Origin of the sequence: Streptomyces sp. NPDC091282, from assembly GCF_044757385.1 — a bacterium.
GTDB lineage: Bacteria > Actinomycetota > Actinomycetes > Streptomycetales > Streptomycetaceae > Streptomyces > Streptomyces gramineus.
Map to the genome: position 1 here is coordinate 1,204,323 of NZ_JBIVUX010000001.1, position 17,638 is coordinate 1,221,960.

Here is a 17,638-nt window from a genome sequence, read left to right on the forward strand (position 1 = left end):
ACTTCATGTACGACTACGACCTCCTGGTCGTGGGATCGGCCAACGCCGACCTGGTGATCGGGGTCGACCGGCGGCCGGCCGCCGGTGAGACGGTGCTCGGCGGCGACCTCGCCACGCACCCCGGCGGCAAGGGCGCCAACCAGGCGGTCGCCGCCGCCCGCCTCGGTGCCCGCACCGCCCTGCTGGCCCGGGTCGGCGACGACGCGCACGGCACCCTGCTGCTCGACTCGCAGCGGGCCGCGGGCGTGGACACGGCGGGTGTGCTGGTGGGCGGGGCGCCGACGGGCGTCGCGCTGATCACCGTGGACCCCTCCGGGGACAACAGCATCGTGGTCTCGCCGGGCGCCAACGGGCGGCTCGCCCCGGCGGACGTGCGGGCCGCGGCCGGTCTGCTGCGGGCCGCCCGGGTGGTCTCCGCGCAGCTGGAGATCCCGCTGGAGACGGTCGTGGAAGTGGTGCGGAACCTGGCCCCCGGCAGCCGGTTCGTGCTCAACCCTTCGCCGCCGCGGCCCCTTCCGGACGAGGTCCTCGCGGCCTGCGACCCGCTGATCGTGAACGAGCACGAGGCGAAGGTGCTGCTCGACGGGGCCGACCCGGGCGAGGACCCGGCCGACTGGGCCCGCCTCCTGCTCGCCAGGGGCCCGAAGTCGGTCGTGGTGACGCTGGGCGCGGCGGGCGCGCTGGTCGCCGACGGGCACGGGAGCGAGTCCGTGCCGTCCGTGACGGTGGACGCGGTGGACACCACGGGCGCCGGGGACGCGTTCACGGCGGCCCTCGCGGTACGGCTGGGAGCGGGCGCCGCCCTCGCGGACGCGGCAGCGTACGCGGCCCGGGTCGGTGCGGCCGCGGTCACCAGGCGCGGTGCGCAGGACTCGTACCCGACGGCCGCGGAGGTCGAGGCGCTGTGAGGAAGAGGGGAATCCTCAACCGGCATCTGGCGGGCGCGCTGGCGGAGCTGGGGCACGGGCACGGGGTGCTGGTCTGCGATGCCGGGATGCCGATCCCGCGCGGGCCGCGGGTCGTGGACCTGGCCTTCCGGGCCGGGGTGCCGTCCTTCGCCGAGGTCCTGGAGGGCCTGCTGGACGAGCTGGTCGTGGAGGGCGCCACCGCGGCGACCGAGATACGCGAGGCCAATCCGGCCGCGGCCGGTCTGCTGGACGGGCACTTCCCCGGCCTGGCCCTGGTCCCGCACGAGCGGCTGAAGGAGCTGTCGGGCGGCGCCCACCTGGTGGTCCGCACCGGCGAGGCCCGGCCGTACGCGAACGTGCTGCTGCGGTGCGGGGTGTTCTTCTAGCGACGGGCCGCGGGCCGCGGGGTCAGGGCTGCGGGAAGACCAGCGGCACGCCGTAGCGGCGCTGGGCCGCGCGCAGGGCCGGGACGAGGGTGGTGCGCACCGCACGGACCGCGTCCGCGTGTCCGGGTGCGGCCAGGAAACGGGTGCGCAGCTCGGCGCGGGCGGGCTCGCGCACCGCTTCCACCGGGCGCATGCAGGCGGCGTACGCCCGCCCCAGCGCGTTGTCGGGTCCCTTGGGACCGGAGGTCTGCATCCTGGCGTCGGCGAGGGCGAAGAAGGCGTTCTCGTCGCGGGCCCGGACGCCGTACCGGGCCAGGCAGTCCGGCAGCGTGCCGAGGGCGTCGAGGGTGGCCGGATCGCGGCGCAGCGTGGTGAGCGTGCCGAACCACTGGCCCTGGACGGCGGCGTAGCGGTCGCGCAGGGCCTGGGCGGCGGCCGTGCCCTCGCCGAGACAGGCGCGCACGTCGGCGGCGGATCCGGTGCGGGCCGGGGCGGGGCTCGCCGACGGGGCGGGCACGGCGGCGCTCTCGCTGGTGCCGTGCCGGGCGATGAAGTCCAGGTCGGGGAGTTCGTAGTAGCGGATGAAGGCGAGCGGGACCTGTTCGGGCAGGGTGAAGCCGCGGTCGCGGGCGCAGGAGGTGGCCGCGACGCGCTGCACCTGCCGTACGAACACGTCCAGGCCCTGCGTCCAGCGGGACTCGGCGCCGGTCGCGGGCAGCACCATCCGCACCGGGTCGGCCGGCAGGGTGTCGCTGAGCCGGGCCGGGGTCACGGTGGCCGCGCGGGGACCGGCGACGGGCTGCCGAGCCGGGCCGGCGGTGCAGGCGGTGGCGGTGACGGCGGTGAGCAGGGCGAGAGCGGCGGCGGGGCGGGCCGCGCGGAGCATCCGGGTCATGGGGTCCTGCCTGCGGGTGTGGGAGCGGGTGCCGCGGGCCGCTGCGGCCCGCGGCACCCCTGGAGCTGCGGCACCGCGTCAGTGCGTGATGCGGACGGTGTCGCCGCCGTCGTAGTAGCTCGCCACGGTGAACTTCGTGCCGCCGGACACGTCGGTGCACAGCCAGTAGGTGGAGTCGTTGACGCTGTGGCTGCCGTCGGACGCCCAGACGTAACCCTTGCTGCAGGTCACCCAGGAGCTGCTGGACGTGTGGTACAGACGCCCGGCGTACTCGTCGCCGTAGGTGGTGGTGGAGTCGTCCGAGTAGGTCAGGTTGAGGTCGCCGCAGCTGCTGGACGACGACTTGGTCGCGGTGCCGCCGACGCCCTGGTAGGCCCCCGTCTTCAGCGTCACGGTCACACAGGCGGCCGGAGCGGCGGACGCGGCGGGCGCGAGCACCAGACAGCCTGCGGCGGAGACGAGCGCGAGCGCGCCCGCGGCGATGGCCTTCCTCATGGTTCCCCCTTGGGTAGATCGGTTGTGGCCGGATCGAGCAGTCGAAACGCTCGCAGAGCACCCGCCCCGTGGACCACGCCCTTCGACGGGGTTCTAAAGTCCCGCGCCAGGCAGCGGAGTCCGCTGCTCCGGCGGTGCCTCCGTGACTCCTGTGGGCGGCGATGCGGACGCCGGTCTGAGCATGGCGGCGCCGAGCGGGGTGAGGGAGTGCAGCACCGTGTTGTGGTGGCGGTGGCTGAAGACCAGGCCGGCGTCGCGCAGCACGGTGGTGTGGTGGGAGGCCGTGGGCACCGACACGCCCAGCAGCCGGGCCAGTTCGGAGGTGGTCGCGCCGAGCGCGAGGCAGCGCAGCGCGGCCGCCCGGGTCCGGCCGAGCAGCGCGGCGAGCGTGGCGTCCGGCGGGACGTCGGGGGCGGGCGCGCGGACGCCGTGCACGGGATAGACCAGCACCGGCCGGAGGGTGTCATCCGCCATCGAGATCGGTGACTGCCAGCAGAAGTAGGAGGGGATCAGGTGCAGTCCGCGGCCGGCCAGGTGCAGGTCCCGGTCCTCGACGTAGTCGACGTGCAGGACCGGGGGCCGCCAGCGGACGGCCGGTGACAGGCCCCGGAGCAGTCCGTCGAGGCCGCCGTCGAGGGTGTGGCGGGCGAGCAGGGCGCGCTCGCCGGCGAGGGCGGCGCCGACCCGGCTCTCGTGCGGGGCGATCACCGCTTCGTGGTAGGTGCGCAGGAGCTTGGCGAGTTCCTCCCGGGTCTCGCGTTCCAGCAGGCGGGGCGCCCAGTCGGGGGCGCCGGTGATCCGGTCCAGGGTCTGTATCTCGCGCACGACCCGGTCGGGCGGGGTGTCGACGATCGCCGCGAGGCCGCGGTCCAGGCCGTCTGCGGACTCGTGCGGGGTGAGGAAGTCGGGCAGGTAGCGGGCCCTGGGCAGCACCGGGACCAGGAGCCGCCGTACGGCCGCGCCGAGCTGGGTGCCGGACAGGGTGGTGCGGGTCTCGCGGTACCAGTCGGCGTACGCCCACCGGCCCCGGGAGGTCTGCAACCGGTGCAGGCTGCAGGTGATCTCCCAGAGCGGGTCGGGGGCGTTGGCCACCCGGACGCGAGCCAGGTCCTGAGGCGTGAAATGGATCCGCAGCACGAGAACCGCCCCCCGAGTCGAACATTCGTCTCGTTCAGGCAGCAGCCTGCGGCACCCGGCCCCCACGAACAACACCGGAACCGGCCGGACGCCCCGAGAACGCCGGGACGTGCTTCGAGGGGGCTCGATCCGTCGCGGTCGACGGAAGGTTTTTCCGGGTACCGGCGGCCGGGCGGGACGAACGTGCCGTCAGTCGTCCAGCCTGACCGGCATCAGGAGCGAGAAGGCACCCTCGTCGTCGGGGCGGCGGATCGTGATCGGCGCCGTGGGCGCACCGAACTCCAGAACCAGCCGGTCGCGGGCGCCGGCGGCCAGCGCGGCCAGCAGGAACTCACGGTTGACGGCGACGAGGTTCGGGTCTTCGTCGGCGCCGGCTCCCTCGCCGTCGGTGCAGAGGGTCACCGCGCCGCCGTCTTCCACCCGGAGCACGCTGAGCTCGTGCCCCCCGGGTTCTTCGGAGCGGACCGGACCCGTCTCCAGAGCCTGCCGGAAGGCCGCCACCTCGACGACGGTGCCGCGCCCGCCGGGCCGGGGCAGCAGACGGCGGTAGTCGGGGAACTCGTGATCGAGGCACTGTCCGGCCGCCTGTCCGTTCCCCGCCTCCAGTGCGACACGGTCACCGTCGAGAGAAAGACGCACGGATCCCTCGCCGTCCGCCAGCGCACGCATCGCGTCGACGAGCGGCGTGGGCACGATGACCTGCACCCGGCTTCCGTCGTGCCCGGCCACGCCTGTCCGCGCGACCGCCATCCGGTACCGGTCGGTGGCCACCGTGTGCAGGCTCTCGCCCTCGACGTCGAACAGGACCCCGCCGAGCATCGGCAGCTCGGGGTCGGTGCCGGCCGCGAAGCGGACCGCGTCCAGCGCGGCCGCCAGCTCCGGCGCGGCGACGGACAGACGGTAGGTGGCCCTGCGGAACGAGGTCATGGCATTCTCCCGGAGATCGAGTCGGTCACGGAGGGCGGCGAACTCACCGCGGGCGTCGGACAACCCCTTTTCGAGGCGGCGCAGGTGCTCCCCGAGCAGTTTCCGGACCAGATCGGAGTCCGCTCCGGACCAGCTGGCCAGCACCAGCCGGATGTCGGCCAGCGGCATGCCGGCGCGGCGCAGGCAAGCCAGCAGACGGGCCTCCCCCAGCTGGCCGGGCTCGTACCAGCGGTACCCGCTCACCGGGTCCACCCAGGCCGGAACCAGCACACCGGCACGGTCGTAGAACCGCAGGGCGCTCACGCCAAGGCCGCTGTCGCGGGCCAGCTCTCCGATGCTGCGCATGTCGTTCTCCACATCCGGCACTCTGGGCCCTGCACAAGGTCGAGGGTCAACCCGGGCAGGTCAGTCAGCACGCGGCAACCGTGCGCCCCTGCTCTCGGCGACCCGCTTGACGTCCTTCAGCGACTCGCTCAACCGCCGCGCGAGGTAGTGGAGTTCGTCGCGACTCAGCCGCTGCTCGGCGAGGAGTTCGGCCGCGTGGTCCAGCAGATCGCCCGCCATGCCGAGGTGCATGCTCTCGATGTGGTCAGCGAGCCGTGAGACGTATCCCGTCCCGTCGCCCACGAGGTAACCGGGCTTGCCGTCCGCGCCGGTCCAGGGAAGCAGGCGCCCGCTCATGCGTAGGTCTCCACGAGGTCGAGATAGGGGCGGACGAGCGGACTGTCCTCACCGCGCATGGATGCTTCGCCCCTGCGGTACGCCGTCGGACGACCGACGTACGGGCACGAGTACGGATACGTGTACGCGAACGACACGACCGGCCTGCGGCGCCGCCGCCCACGAGCGGGCAGGAAGAGCCGGAGCAACGGCTCGACCAGCCGGGCCAGGAGATACATCATGCCGACCTGCTTTCTCAGCTGCGATGACTTCGCCGTGTAGCGATTCCCTCACAGAGTGGGGTCGCGACTGGCTACGCTTCCAGAGGCGGGGACTTGACAGAGCCTTTGTCAGGAACGGGAGTTGGCCGCATGAGCGAGCGCCAGAAGCCTCGGACGCAACGGGAGAGGTACGGAGAGGAGCTGAGGCTGCGGCGCGTTGCCGCCGGTCTCACTCAGGAGGGACTGGGCGAGCTGGTCGTATGCTCGCCGACATTGATCAGCCACTTCGAGGCGGGGCGGCGGCTGCCGAAGCCGGATGACGCGCGCCGGATCGACCGGGCCCTGAAGACGGACGGGTTCTTCGAGCGGTGGCTGGAGGATCTGGGGTCGAAGTACAACGACTACTTCGCAGCTGTGGCCGAACTGGAGCAACAGGCCACGCTGATTCAGCAGTTCGCGCTCTCGCTCGTGCCAGGTGTTTTCCAGACCGAGGGCTACGCGCGCGCCCTGTTCCGCGCCTACCGGTCGAATCACACAGCGGAGGAACTTGACGAAGCCGTTGTCATTCGAACAAAGCGCGCCCGGATTCTCGACGGGCCGTTGAAGCCGGTCGTCTGGACCCTGCTCGACGAGTCCGTGCTACGGCGCCGCGTCGGCGGCCCGCAGGTCATGGCCGAGCAGCTGCACAAAATCGCGGTAATGGCGGAGGTCGGGCGGCTGCGCCTGCATGTGCTGCCGTACGGCGTCGGAGCGCACGCGCTCATGGAGAGCTACCTCACGCTCATGAGCTTCGAGGACTCCGCCCCAGTGGCGTACGTCGAAGGCTTTCTCACCGGCCACTTGATGGATGACCCGGCGATGGTGGCGGCCAGCCAGACCTCCTACGCTCTAGCTCTGAGCGACGCGTTGTCGCACCAGGAGTCGGTGGCCCTCGTCAGAGCGGCAGCGGAGGAACATGCACATGGTCAGCAGTGAGCACACGGTCGCCGACTCGTCCACCCTCACCGGGTGGTACAAGTCCAGCTACAGCGGCGGCAGCCAGGGCGACTGCCTCGAAGCAGCCCGTGGCCACGCCGCCGTGCCCGTCCGCGACAGCAAGGCCGGGACCACCGGCCCGGTCCTGGTCTTCTGCTCCGGCGGCTGGGCCGCGTTCGTCGGGGCCGTGCGGGACGGTCGCATCGGTAGCTGATGCTCCGGAGGTCCAGGAACGCGGTTAGCCGTTCGACATCGCGGAGGAGGCCAAGGATCTCCTCCTCCCCCGCGAACAGGGCATCGGCCGCCGGATTGGCCTGCCTGTCCTCACCAGACGTGGGCAGGCCACCGACCCGTCAGTCCGCCACGTGCTCGACGAACCGCATCGCCGTCTCCTTCAGCACCTCGCGGCCGTCCCTGGCCCACAGCCCCTCGTTGAACAGCTCGACCTCGATGGCACCCGTGTAACCGGCCGCCTCCACGTACCCCCTCCACTCCCGCATGTCGATCACGCCGTCACCGATCTGGCCGCGGCCGTTGAGGACACCCGCGGGCAACGGCGTGGTCCAGTCGGCGAGCTGGAAGGTGTGGATGCGGCCGCCCGCACCGGCGCGGGCGATCTGCGCCGGCGCCCGGTCGTCCCACCACAGGTGGTACGTGTCCACGGTGACGCCGACCTGGTGGGCGGGGAAGCGTTCCGCGAGGTCCAGGGCCTGGGTGAGGGTGGAGACCACGCAGCGGTCGGCTGCGTACATCGGGTGCAGGGGTTCGACGGCCAGGCGGACGCCGTACCGCTCCGCATACGGCCCCAGCTCCCCGAGCGCGTCCGCGATCCGCTCCCGCGCCCCGTGCAGGTCACGGGAGCCCGCGGGCAGGCCGCCGGAGACCAGCACGAGGGTGTCGGTGCCGAGGGTCGCGGCCTCCTCGACGGCCCGCCGGTTGTCGGCGAGCGCGGCGGCCCGCTCGCCCGGGTCGACGGCCGTGAGGAAGCCGCCCCGGCACAGGGTGGTGACGGTCAGGCCCGCGTCGCGGACCAGCTCGGCGGTCGCGTCCAGGCCGTAGGCCCGCACCGGCTCGCGCCACAGGCCGACGCCCGGCACGCCCAACTCCACGCAAGCGGCGGCGAGTTCGGGCAGCGACAGCTGCCGCACCGTCATCTGGTTGATCGACAGGCGGGACAGGTCACCGGTCACCGGGTCACTCCGTACAGGGCGAGGAGGGTCTTCATCCGGTCCTCGGCCAGCTTCGGGTCGGGGAACAGGCCCAGGCCGTCGGCGAGTTCGTAGGCGCGGGCGAGGTGCGGCAGGGAACGGGCCGACTGCAGGCCGCCGACCATGGTGAAGTGATCCTGGTGGCCGGCGAGCCAGGCCAGGAACACCACGCCCGTCTTGTAGAAGCGGGTGGGAGCCTGGAAGAGGTGACGGGAGAGGGCGACGGTCGGGTCGAGCAGCGCGCGGAAGCCCGCCGTGTCGCCGGTGTCCAGGAGCCGTACCGCCTGCGCCGCCAGCGGTCCCAGCGGGTCGAAGACGCCGAGCAGGGCGTGGCTGAAACCTTGCGCGTCGCCGGCGATCAGCTCGGGGTAGTGGAAGTCGTCGCCGGTGTAGCAGCGGACGCCCCGCGGCAGCCGCCGCCTGAGGTCGACCTCCCGTCCCGCCTCCAGGAGCGACACCTTGACGCCGTCGACCTTGTCGGGGTGGGCGGCGATGATCTCCAGGAACACGTCCGTCGCCGCGTCCAGGTCGTCTGCCCCCCAGTAGCCCGTGAGCGCCGGGTCGAACATCGGGCCGAGCCAGTGCAGGACCACCGGCGCGGTCGCCTGGCGCAGCAGGTGGCCGTAGACCTCCAGGTAGTCCTCGGGGCCGGTGGCGGTGGCGGCGAGCGCCCGGGAGGCCATCAGGACGGCCTGCGCGCCGGAGTCCTCGACGAGCGCGAGCTGCTCCTCGTAGGCGGCCCGGATCTCGGCGAGCGTGCCGCCGGTGATCTGGTCGGTGCCGACCCCGCAGGCGATGCGGCCGCCGACCGCCCCGGCCTCGGCGGCGCTGCGGCGGATCAGCTCGGCCGCGCCCGTCCAGTCCAGGCCCATGCCGCGCTGGGCGGTGTCCATCGCCTCGGCGACGCCCAGTCCGTGCGCCCACAGGTGGCGGCGGAAGGCGAGGGTGGCGTCCCAGTCGACGGCGGCGGGCGCGTCCGGGGAGACGTCGGCGAACGGGTCGGCGACGACATGGGCCGCCGCGAAGACCGTACGGGAGGTGAAGGAGGCGCCTGCGGCGACGGCGAGCGGCTCGGTGCGCGGCTCGTAGGCGCGCAGGGTCCCGCCGGCGCCCGGGAGCTGGATGGTCACAGGGAGATCTCCGGTACGTCGATGCGGCGGCCCTCGGCCGAGGACCGCAGGCCCAGCTCGGCGAGCTGGACGCCGCGGGCGCCGGCCAGCAGGTCCCAGTGGTACGGGGTGCCGGCGTACACGTGCCGGAGGAACAGCTCCCACTGGGCCTTGAAGCCGTTGTCGAACTCGCCGTTGTCCGGGACCTCCTGCCACTGGTCGCGGAAGACCTCGGTGGCCGCCACGTCCGGGTTCCACACCGGCTTGGGGGTGGCGGAGCGGTGCTGGACGCGGCAGGTGCGCAGGCCCGCGACGGCCGAGCCCTCGGTGCCGTCGACCTGGAACTCGACCAGTTCGTCGCGGTGCACGCGGACCGCCCAGGAGGAGTTGATCTGGGCGACGGCACCGCCGTCGAGTCCGAAGATGCCGTAGGCGGCGTCGTCGGCGGTGGCGTCGTAGGGCTTGCCGTTCTCGTCCCAGCGCTGCGGGATGTGCGTGGTGGCGACCGCCTGGACGGACGTCACCCGGCCGAACAGCTCGTGCAGCACGTACTCCCAGTGCGGGAACATGTCGACGACGATGCCGCCGCCGTCCTGCGCGCGGTAGTTCCACGACGGGCGCTGCGCGGGCTGCCAGTCACCCTCGAAGACCCAGTAGCCGAACTCGCCGCGCACCGAAAGGATCCGGCCGAAGAAGCCGCCGTCGATCAGCCGCTTCAGCTTCAGCAGGCCGGGCAGGAAGATCTTGTCCTGGACGACCCCGTGCCTGATGCCCTTCGCGTTCGCCAGCCGGGCCAGCTCCAGGGCGCCCGCCAGGCCGGTGGCCGTCGGCTTCTCGGTGTAGACGTGCTTCCCGGCGGCGATGGCCTGCCGGAGCGCCTCCTCGCGGGCGGAGGTGACCTGGGCGTCGAAGTAGATGTCCACGGTCGGGTCGGCGAGCACGGACCGCAGGTCGGTGCGGACGTGCTCCCCGGACAGGCCGTGCCGGTCGGCGATGGCGCGCAGGGCGTGCTCCCGGCGGCCCACGAGGATCGGTTCCGGCCACAGCACCGTGCCGTCGCCGAGGTCGAGGCCGCCCTGTTCGCGCAGCGCGAGGATCGACCTGACGAGGTGCTGGCGGTAGCCCATGCGCCCGGTCACGCCGTTCATGGCGATACGCACCGTCTTGCGTGTCACGTGAGTCCCTTCGTCCGCATGCGCCCCAGCGACGCAGCAAGCGCTTTCTACATGGTCTGAAAGCTAGCCTTTACCGCTGGTCCGTACAAGACCGTGATGGGGTCGAGTTGTTCGAGGGGGCGAACAACGGGAGTGAATGGCCTTATGGTCTGCACGGCAAGGGGGCTTCCTTTGATCAGGCTGTGTACGACGGCGTACGACGAGACGCGCGACCGGAGGACGACGAGATGACGGTGACCCTGGCGGACGTGGCGGCCCGCGCCCAGGTCTCGCCCGCGACGGTGTCGCGCGTACTGAACGGCAACTACCCGGTGGCGGCGTCCACGCGGGAACGGGTGCTGCGGGCGGTGGACGAGCTGGACTACGTCCTCAACGGCCCGGCCAGCGCGCTCGCGGCGGCCACCTCCGACCTGGTCGGCATCCTCGTCAACGACATCGCGGACCCGTTCTTCGGGATCATGGCGAGCGCGATCCAGGCGGAGATCGGCGGTCCGGGCGGACGGGCCGGCGGCGAACGGCTGGCGGTGGTCTGCAACACCGGGGGCTCGCCGGAGCGGGAGCTGACGTATCTGACCCTGCTGCAGCGGCAGCGGGCGGCCGCGGTGGTCCTGACCGGCGGGGCCGTCGAGGACGCGCCGCACGCGGCGGCGGTGGCGGCGAAGCTGCGCAAGCTGGCGGAGGCCGGGACCCGCGTGGTGCTGTGCGGACGGCCGCCCGCGCCGGAGACCGACGCGGTGGCCCTGACCTTTGACAACCGCGGCGGCGGGCGGCAGCTGACCGAGCACCTCATCGGCCTGGGCCACCGGCGGCTCGGCTACATCGCGGGCCCCGAGGAGCGGACCACCACCCGGCACCGCCTGGAGGGCCACCGGGCGGCACTGGCGGCGGCCGGGATCGAGGAGGACCCGCGCTGGACCGTGCACGGCCGATACGACCGGCGGGCCGGCTACGAGGCGACGCTCGAACTGCTGCGCCGCGACCCGGCGCTGACGGCGGTGGTGGCCGCGAACGACTCGGTGGCGCTCGGCGCGTGCGCGGCGCTGCGGGAGTCGGGGCTGCGGATCCCGGCGGACGTGTCGGTGGCCGGGTTCGACGACCTGCCGTTCAGCATCGACGCGGTGCCGTCGCTGACGACGGTGCGGCTGCCGCTGGCGGAGGCCGGCGCGCGGGCCGGCCGCATCGCCATGGGCCGCGAGGAGCCCCCGCCGGGCGGCATCGCCACGGTCCGCGGGGAGCTGATGGTACGGGGCTCGTCGGGCGTGCCGCGGAGCTGACCGGGACGCGCCGCGGACTGCCTGGAACCCACCCCGCAGGAACGGTTCATCAGGCAAGTCGGACTACGAAGGACCGCACGGGAGCCGCCCCGCAGGAACGGTTCCTCACGTCGTTCGTCCGTGGGCCGGCGGGGCAGACGCATGGGTCCGGGCGCCCGAAACACCGGGCACCCGGACCCATTCCTTTGCTGTCAGGGAGCGTCAGTCACCGACCGCCGCCGCCACCGCCGTGGCCGCCACCGCCGCCACCGCCGTGACCGCCGCCGCCACCGTGACCGCCGCCGCCATAGCCGCCGCCACCGTGACCGCCGTAGCCGCCACCGCCCCAGCCGCCATAGCCGTTGTCGCCCCAGCCGCCCCAGCCGCCACGGCCGTAGCCGTTGTCGCCCCAGCCGCCGTAGCCGTAGCCGCCGCCACCGCGACCGCCGTAGCCGCCGCCACCGTGACCGCCGCCGTAGCCGCCGCCACCGTGACCGCCGCCACCGCCGTGGCCGCCGCCACCGCCGCCGTGGCCACCGCCACCGCCGCCGTGACCGCCGCCACCGCCACCGTTGTCCTGGAAGGTAACAACGTGGTCAGGCGCCGACGAGTGGGTTGCCGCGCTGGCGACACCGACTCCGGCGCCGAGCGCCAGGATGGGTGCCGAGATCGCAGCGATGGCGACCCTCTTCATACGTGTGGTGTGCGCGCGCATGATCGCCCCTCTCCGAGGGTGTGGTTGTGTTACGACGGCCGCTTCGGTGCCGCCTTGCGTGCACTCCAGAGCCTGCGCGCAGCTCCGAGCGCGTCCGCCGCCCTTGATGCCGGTTCTCCGCACCGCACGGGCCCTTCGGCGGACCACGTCATATCCGATTGAAACGGACATTAGTGACGTTCGTGTATAAAGCTACGGCGCGGACGCGACGAAGTCAAAAGCAGGACGGAACCCAGCCGAACGAGAACAAGTGAAGCCAGCGGGAACGCCGTTCGGGCCGATGCCTTCCGGCCCGGCGGGGCCGCGGGATAGCCTCGGTGGCACGGTATCTCTGACTCAGTCAACCATCGGGGTCCAGCCATGACCGTCCAGGACGTCCGCGCCTTCAACCGCTTCTACACCAACCTCATCGGCGCCCTCGACTACGGCCGCCACCTCTACGCCCCCTACACCCTCACCGAGGCCCGGGTGCTGTACGAGCTCGCGCACTCCGCCGACACCGACGCGGCCGACCTGCGGGCCGATCTCGCGCTGGACGCCGGGTACTTGAGCCGGATCCTGAACAGGTTCGAGGAAGCCGGCCTGATCGAGCGCGCACCCTCCGCGAAGGACCCGAGGCGGCGCCGGGTCTCCCTCACCGAGCGCGGCCGGTCCGCCGCCGAACTGCTCGACGAGCGCGCCAGGGACTCGGTCGGCACGCTGCTGGGCGGCGTCGACCCCGGTGCGCGGCCACGGCTCGCCGAGGCCATGCACACCATCCGCACGATCCTCGGCGACCCCCGCGCCGGCGGCGACGGCGTCGGCCGGGCCGAGGTGGTGCTGCGCGACCCGCACCCCGGCGACCTGGGCTGGATCGTGCAGCGCAACGCCGCGCTGTACGCGGCCGAGTACGGCTGGAACACCGACTACGAGGGCCTGGTGGCCCGGATCGTCGCCGACTACGCCGAGGACCACGACCCGCACCTGGAACGGGTCTGGATCGCCGAGCGGGCGGGACGGCCGCTCGGCTGCGTGATGTGCGTCCGGGACGACGCCCCGGGCACCGCGAGGCTGCGGCTGCTGCTGGTCGAACCGGAGGCGCGCGGCCTCGGCATCGGCGACCGGCTGGTCACCGCCGTGATCGACTTCGCCCGCGGGGTCGGCTACCGCGACCTGGTGCTGTGGACCAACGACGTCCTCTCCGCCGCCCGCCGCCTCTACCGGCGGCACGGGTTCGTCCTCAGCGCCGAGAAGCCGCACCGCTCCTTCGGCAGGGACCTGGTCGGACAGGACTGGCGACTGGATCTGCACACGGCCGCCGAGTGAGACGTAGGTTGGTGCCATGAGGCTCGCCTTCTCCACCCTCGGGGTCCCCGGCCTGCCGGTGCCGGAGGTGGTGGCGCTCGCCACCGCCCACGGCTACCACGGCGTCGAACTGCGCGCCCATCCCGAGGAACCGGTGCACCCCGGCCTCGGCCCGGCCGCGCGGGCCGACGTCGCCGCCGAGTTCAAGGCGGCCGACCTGGAGGTCCTGGGCATCGCCGGCTACGCGCGCGTCGCGGCTCCGGGCGAGGACGGGCCGGTCCTCGACGAGGTGCGCGGGCTCCTCCAGCTGGCCCACGACGTGGGCGCCCCCTTCGTCCGGGTCTTCCCGGGCGCCGACCCGGCGCTGCCCGCCGCCGAGTCCGACGCCGTCGCCGCCCGGCGTCTCGGCACGGTCGCCGAGGACGCCGCCGCGCTCGGTGTCCGGGTCCTGCTGGAGACGCACGACTCGCACCGCACCGGCGCCGCCGCGATCCGCGTCCTCGGCCCGGTCGGCCACCGCATGGCCGGGGCGCTGTGGGACGTCATGCACACCTGGCTCGGCGGCGAGCAGCCCGCCGAGAGCTACGCGGCCCTCGCCCCGCACCTCGGCTACGTCCAGGTCAAGGACATCGCCTCGGCCGAGGACACCGCCCCGCTGCCGCTCGGGGCCGGGACGCTGCCGCTCTCCGACTGCGTGGAGGAGCTGTCCCGGCACGGCTGGGACGGCTGGCTGTGCTGGGAGTACGAGAAGCGCTGGTACGAGACCGCGGCGCCGCTGCCCGGCCTGCTGACGGCGGGCCGGGACCACCTGGCCCGGCTGCTCAACGAGTCGGCCTGAGCCGACGGCCCGCCCCGGCCCGCGCGCGTCCCGGCGGCCCCGCCCGTCCCCCCTCCCCCGGCCCCGGCGGGCCCTTCTCCGCCCGGGAACCGCGCGCCCTCCTCGCCCGTCCAACGCGCAGGCTGTCGGAAGAGTCCGCGTGGTGCGGTCTCGGCACTCGGCGCCGGCCGAGGTCGCCGACCCACCCTCTCCGCCGCACCGCGCCCGCCGGCCCGCCGCCATCGGCGCGCCCCCCTCCCTTGCGCCGATGGCGGCCCCTCTGCCGAACGGGTGCCGTTCCCGTCCTGCGGACGGACGCGCCGGACCGGCCCTGTGCATGGCCTTGACGGAAAGAAACTTCCCGAATATTGGTGTGCCTACGGAAGTTTCCTTCAGCCGGTTCCCCACCGGAAGGAGCGCAGGTGCCCTCCAGACGCACCGTCCTCGCCGCCACCGCGGGCGTCACCGCGGGTCTGACCGTCGGCAGCGGCGCGTACGCCGTCGGCTCGGGCGGCGAGAACGCCGGCCACCGCGACGCCGACGACCGGACGCTCCGCGCCCTCGTCTCCCGCATGAGCCTCGAGGAGAAGGTCGGCCAGCTGTTCGTGATGCGGGTCTACGGGCACTCCGCCACCGACCCCGACCAGGCCGACGTCGACGCCAACCTCGCCGAGATCGGCGTCCGCACGGCCGCCGAGCTGATCGCCCGGTACCGCGTCGGCGGGATCATCTACTTCACCTGGGCGCACAACACCCGGGACCCGCGGCAGATCGCCGAACTGTCCAACGGGATCCAGCGCGCCGCGCTGGAGCAGCCGCGGGGCCTGCCGGTGCTGATCGCCACCGACCAGGAGCACGGCGCCGTCTGCCGGATCGGCAGGCCCGCCGCGCTCTTCCCGGGCGCGATGGCGATGGGGGCGGGCGGCTCGCGCGACGACGCCCGTACCCTCGGCCGCGTCTCCGGCGCGGAGCTGCGGGCGATGGGCATCCGCCAGGACTACTCCCCCGACGCCGACGTCAACGTGAACCCGGCCAACCCCATCATCGGCGTGCGGTCGTTCGGGGCCGACCCGGAGGCGGTCGGCGCGCTGGTCGCCGCCGAGGCGCAGGGGTACCGGGACGCCGGGGTCGCGGCCACCGCCAAGCACTTCCCGGGCCACGGCGACACCGCCGTCGACAGCCACACCGGCTTCCCGGTGATCACGCACAGCCGGGACCTGTGGGAGAAGCTGGACGCGGTGCCGTTCCGGGCCGCGGTGCGGGCGGGCATCGACTCGATCATGACCGCGCACATCCAGTTCCCCGCGCTGGACGGCTCCGGCGATCCGGCGACCCTCTCCCACCCGGTCCTCACCGGCATCCTGCGCGGCGAACTCGGCTACGACGGGGTCGTGGTGACCGACTCGCTGGGCATGGAGGGGGTGCGCACCAAGTACGGCGACGACCGGGTGCCGGTGCTGGCCCTGAAGGCCGGTGTCGACCAGCTCCTGAACCCGCCCGCCCTGGACGTGGCCTGGAACGCCGTCCTGGCGGCGGTCCGGGACGGGGAGCTGACCGAGGCGCGGCTCGACGAGTCGGTCCTGCGGATCCTGCGGCTCAAGTCCCGGCTGGGGCTGCTGGAGCGGCCGTACGTCAACGCCAAGGACGTCGGCCGGGTGGTGGGCGCGGCCCGGCACCTGGCCACCGCCGACCGGATCGCCGAGCGCACCACCACCCTGCTGGTCAACGAGGGCGGGCTGCTCCCGCTGTCCCGCCGCACGCACGGTCGGCTGCTGGTGGCGGGCGCCGACCCGGCCTCCCCGTCCGGCACCACCGGCCCGCCCACCGCCGTGCTCGCCGCCGCGTTCACCGAACTCGGCTTCACCGTGCGCACGTCGGCCACCGGCACGGATCCCTCGGCGGCGGCCGTCGACGCGGCGGTAGCGGCGGCCGCGGACGCGGACGCGGTGATCGTCGGGACGTACAACGTGACGGCGGACAGCGGGCAGCGGCGGCTGGTGGAGCGCCTGGTCGCCACCGGCCTCCCGGTGGTGGCGGTGGCCGTGCGCAATCCGTACGACGTCGCCCAACTGCCCACCGTGCGGGCCTGCCTGGCGTCCTACTGCTGGACGGACGTCGAACTGCGGGCCGCGGCCCGGGTGATCGCCGGCCGGGTCGCGCCGCGCGGCAGGCTGCCGGTGCCGGTGCAGCGGGCGGACGATCCGGCGCAGGTGCTGTACCCGATCGGCCACGGGCTGACGTACGAGAGGTACGCAGCGGATCGGGCGTAACAGGCCCAAAGGGCGGAAAGCATCCCGTACGGCCGGTGCGGGCCGTGAGGGCCCGCACCGGCCGAGGGGGTCGGTATGAGGAGCGGGCGTTTCGCGGGCGTGGCGGTGGCGGTCGCCGCCGTGCTGCTGTCGGCCGGATGCCGGCCGTCCTCGTCCGGGGAGCCGGCGGGCGGCGCGCGGCCGTCGGCGAGCCGGACGGCGTCCGGGTACGGCGCGCGGTTCCTCGCGGTCGGCGAGTGCAGCTCGTTCGGGACCGTCAGCTTCACCGAGGTGCCGTGCGGGAGCGAACGGGCGGCGGCCCGGGTGACCGCGCGGTACGACGGCACGGTCGCCGCCGGACCGCCCTGTCCGGCCACCACCGACTTCGTGCTGCGCATCGGCGCCCAGCGCACCGGCGGTGCCGGGGCGGTCCCGCCGGGCTACGCCTGCATGCGCGACCTGGAGCCGCCGCACCCCGGCGACCCCGGCAGAGGCGGCGGACCGCACACGATCGTCGGTGACTGCGTCTACGGCTCGGGCCACGGCCGGGTCCGGGAGACCGCCTGCGACGGCTCCGGGCCGCACAAGCCGCAGTACAAGGTGGTCAGGGCGGTGACCGCGCGGGATGGGTGCCCGGCCTCGACGGCCCTGTACGTCCATCTCGGCGGCGCGCAGCCGGTGGGCTGCGCCACCCGCGTGTGAGCGCGCCGGCCCGGTCTCAGCAGAGGATCCAGCCCGAGCTGGCCGAGGACCCGCCCACCGCGCCCTTGATCCAGACGCAGCGGTGCCCGGCGTGCACGCTCACCGGGCCCGCGTGGTAGCGGTACCTGCCCCGGTCGACGACCGGCCGGTTGCCGCGGGCCTGGACGCTGACGGACATGGTGCGCGTGCCGCCGGAGGCCCTGGGAAGCGTGATCGCGCAGACGTAGCCGCCCTGCCGGTAGATGTGCACGGTGCCGGTGGCGAAGGGCAGCGTGCGCACCTGGCGCCCGGCGCAGTCGGCGGCCGTCACGGCACCGGCCTGGGCCGGGGCCACGAGGGCGAGCGTCCCGGCGGCGGTCAGCACGGCCGCGCCGAGCGCCAGCCGCCGCCGTATCGCACCACTGCTCACAGTCGTCCCCTCCCGTACCGCCACTCCGCACCGCGTCCGTACTGATGTACGGACGCACGACATATGTCGGATGGTTGCACGGCCGTCAGGAACCCCACGACGCGCCCCGGTCG

General features: G+C 73.7%; 20 protein-coding genes. 9 read left to right on the forward strand and 11 right to left on the reverse strand.

Annotated elements, in window-relative coordinates:
* Positions 1–5 precede the first annotated feature (5 nt).
* Positions 6–908, forward strand: a complete 903-nt coding sequence (locus ACIQOE_RS05450; RefSeq protein ID WP_365563744.1) for a ribokinase — start codon at positions 6–8, stop codon at positions 906–908.
* Positions 905–1,294: a D-ribose pyranase gene (gene rbsD, locus ACIQOE_RS05455; RefSeq protein ID WP_351942225.1), complete on the forward strand. Its 390-nt coding sequence runs from the start codon at positions 905–907 to the stop codon at positions 1,292–1,294. Before ACIQOE_RS05450 ends, rbsD begins: the two co-directional genes overlap by 4 nt.
* Positions 1,295–1,316: 22 nt before the next feature.
* On the opposite strand, the gene ACIQOE_RS05460 is transcribed toward rbsD, so the two are convergent.
* The 6 genes from ACIQOE_RS05460 to ACIQOE_RS05485 all read right to left on the reverse strand — a co-directional run bounded on the left by ACIQOE_RS05460 (position 1,317) and on the right by ACIQOE_RS05485 (position 5,650).
* Complete coding sequence (locus ACIQOE_RS05460; protein ID WP_401409753.1) at positions 1,317–2,189, reverse strand: hypothetical protein; 873 nt, start codon at positions 2,187–2,189, stop codon at positions 1,317–1,319.
* Between the two features lie 78 nt (positions 2,190–2,267).
* A complete protein-coding gene (locus ACIQOE_RS05465) occupies positions 2,268–2,684 on the reverse strand; it encodes a hypothetical protein (RefSeq protein ID WP_351323119.1) in 417 nt (138 codons plus the stop codon).
* 93 nt (positions 2,685–2,777) lie between these two features.
* Positions 2,778–3,821 (reverse strand): winged helix-turn-helix domain-containing protein, encoded by a 1,044-nt coding sequence (locus ACIQOE_RS05470; RefSeq protein ID WP_362647240.1) that lies wholly within the window; start codon positions 3,819–3,821, stop codon positions 2,778–2,780.
* Between the two features lie 189 nt (positions 3,822–4,010).
* On the reverse strand, positions 4,011–5,093 hold the full coding sequence (locus ACIQOE_RS05475) for a MerR family transcriptional regulator (RefSeq protein WP_401409756.1): 1,083 nt from the start codon (positions 5,091–5,093) through the stop codon (positions 4,011–4,013).
* A 60-nt stretch (positions 5,094–5,153) separates the two neighbouring features.
* Complete coding sequence (locus ACIQOE_RS05480) at positions 5,154–5,429, reverse strand: hypothetical protein (protein WP_390632651.1); 276 nt, start codon at positions 5,427–5,429, stop codon at positions 5,154–5,156.
* Positions 5,426–5,650, reverse strand: coding sequence for a hypothetical protein (locus tag ACIQOE_RS05485; RefSeq protein WP_401409758.1), 225 nt, complete (start codon positions 5,648–5,650; stop codon positions 5,426–5,428). Before ACIQOE_RS05485 ends, ACIQOE_RS05480 begins: the two co-directional genes overlap by 4 nt.
* A gap of 129 nt (positions 5,651–5,779) precedes the next feature.
* On the opposite strand from ACIQOE_RS05485, the gene ACIQOE_RS05490 reads away from it, so the two are divergent.
* The gene (locus ACIQOE_RS05490) at positions 5,780–6,604 is read left to right on the forward strand and encodes a Scr1 family TA system antitoxin-like transcriptional regulator (RefSeq protein ID WP_401409760.1); all 825 of its coding nucleotides are present in this window, start codon (positions 5,780–5,782) and stop codon (positions 6,602–6,604) included.
* Positions 6,591–6,818, forward strand: a complete 228-nt coding sequence (locus ACIQOE_RS05495; RefSeq protein ID WP_351937142.1) for a DUF397 domain-containing protein — start codon at positions 6,591–6,593, stop codon at positions 6,816–6,818. Before ACIQOE_RS05490 ends, ACIQOE_RS05495 begins: the two co-directional genes overlap by 14 nt.
* 139 nt (positions 6,819–6,957) lie before the next feature.
* Here the strand turns inward: ACIQOE_RS05495 and ACIQOE_RS05500 are convergent, their stop codons facing one another.
* The 3 genes from ACIQOE_RS05500 to ACIQOE_RS05510 are packed head-to-tail and all read right to left on the reverse strand — an operon-like array spanning position 6,958 to position 10,096.
* Positions 6,958–7,758, reverse strand: a complete 801-nt coding sequence (locus tag ACIQOE_RS05500; RefSeq protein ID WP_401410117.1) for a sugar phosphate isomerase/epimerase family protein — start codon at positions 7,756–7,758, stop codon at positions 6,958–6,960.
* A 32-nt stretch (positions 7,759–7,790) separates the two neighbouring features.
* Entirely contained in the window at positions 7,791–8,942 is a 1,152-nt protein-coding gene (locus ACIQOE_RS05505) for a dihydrodipicolinate synthase family protein (RefSeq protein WP_401409763.1), read from the reverse strand.
* Positions 8,939–10,096: a Gfo/Idh/MocA family oxidoreductase gene (locus ACIQOE_RS05510; protein ID WP_351323114.1), complete on the reverse strand. Its 1,158-nt coding sequence runs from the start codon at positions 10,094–10,096 to the stop codon at positions 8,939–8,941. The genes ACIQOE_RS05505 and ACIQOE_RS05510 overlap by 4 nt, the downstream gene beginning before the upstream one ends.
* A gap of 227 nt (positions 10,097–10,323) precedes the next feature.
* On the opposite strand from ACIQOE_RS05510, the gene ACIQOE_RS05515 reads away from it, so the two are divergent.
* Positions 10,324–11,370, forward strand: a complete 1,047-nt coding sequence (locus ACIQOE_RS05515; protein WP_351323113.1) for a LacI family DNA-binding transcriptional regulator — start codon at positions 10,324–10,326, stop codon at positions 11,368–11,370.
* A 205-nt stretch (positions 11,371–11,575) separates the two neighbouring features.
* Here the strand turns inward: ACIQOE_RS05515 and ACIQOE_RS05520 are convergent, their stop codons facing one another.
* A complete protein-coding gene (locus ACIQOE_RS05520) occupies positions 11,576–12,043 on the reverse strand; it encodes a hypothetical protein (protein WP_365572134.1) in 468 nt (155 codons plus the stop codon).
* Between the two features lie 381 nt (positions 12,044–12,424).
* On the opposite strand from ACIQOE_RS05520, the gene ACIQOE_RS05525 reads away from it, so the two are divergent.
* From ACIQOE_RS05525 to ACIQOE_RS05540, 4 genes are all read left to right on the forward strand, one after another.
* The gene (locus tag ACIQOE_RS05525) at positions 12,425–13,369 is read left to right on the forward strand and encodes a bifunctional helix-turn-helix transcriptional regulator/GNAT family N-acetyltransferase (protein WP_351323111.1); all 945 of its coding nucleotides are present in this window, start codon (positions 12,425–12,427) and stop codon (positions 13,367–13,369) included.
* A gap of 16 nt (positions 13,370–13,385) precedes the next feature.
* Positions 13,386–14,186: a sugar phosphate isomerase/epimerase family protein gene (locus tag ACIQOE_RS05530; RefSeq protein WP_365563719.1), complete on the forward strand. Its 801-nt coding sequence runs from the start codon at positions 13,386–13,388 to the stop codon at positions 14,184–14,186.
* A gap of 401 nt (positions 14,187–14,587) precedes the next feature.
* A complete protein-coding gene (locus tag ACIQOE_RS05535) occupies positions 14,588–16,435 on the forward strand; it encodes a glycoside hydrolase family 3 protein (protein ID WP_365572131.1) in 1,848 nt (615 codons plus the stop codon).
* A 75-nt stretch (positions 16,436–16,510) separates the two neighbouring features.
* On the forward strand, positions 16,511–17,116 hold the full coding sequence (locus ACIQOE_RS05540) for a hypothetical protein (protein WP_365563713.1): 606 nt from the start codon (positions 16,511–16,513) through the stop codon (positions 17,114–17,116).
* Between the two features lie 16 nt (positions 17,117–17,132).
* Here ACIQOE_RS05540 and ACIQOE_RS05545 read toward each other — a convergent pair whose 3' ends face one another.
* Entirely contained in the window at positions 17,133–17,525 is a 393-nt protein-coding gene (locus tag ACIQOE_RS05545; RefSeq protein WP_401409767.1) for a hypothetical protein, read from the reverse strand.
* Between the last annotated feature and the right edge of the window lie 113 nt (positions 17,526–17,638).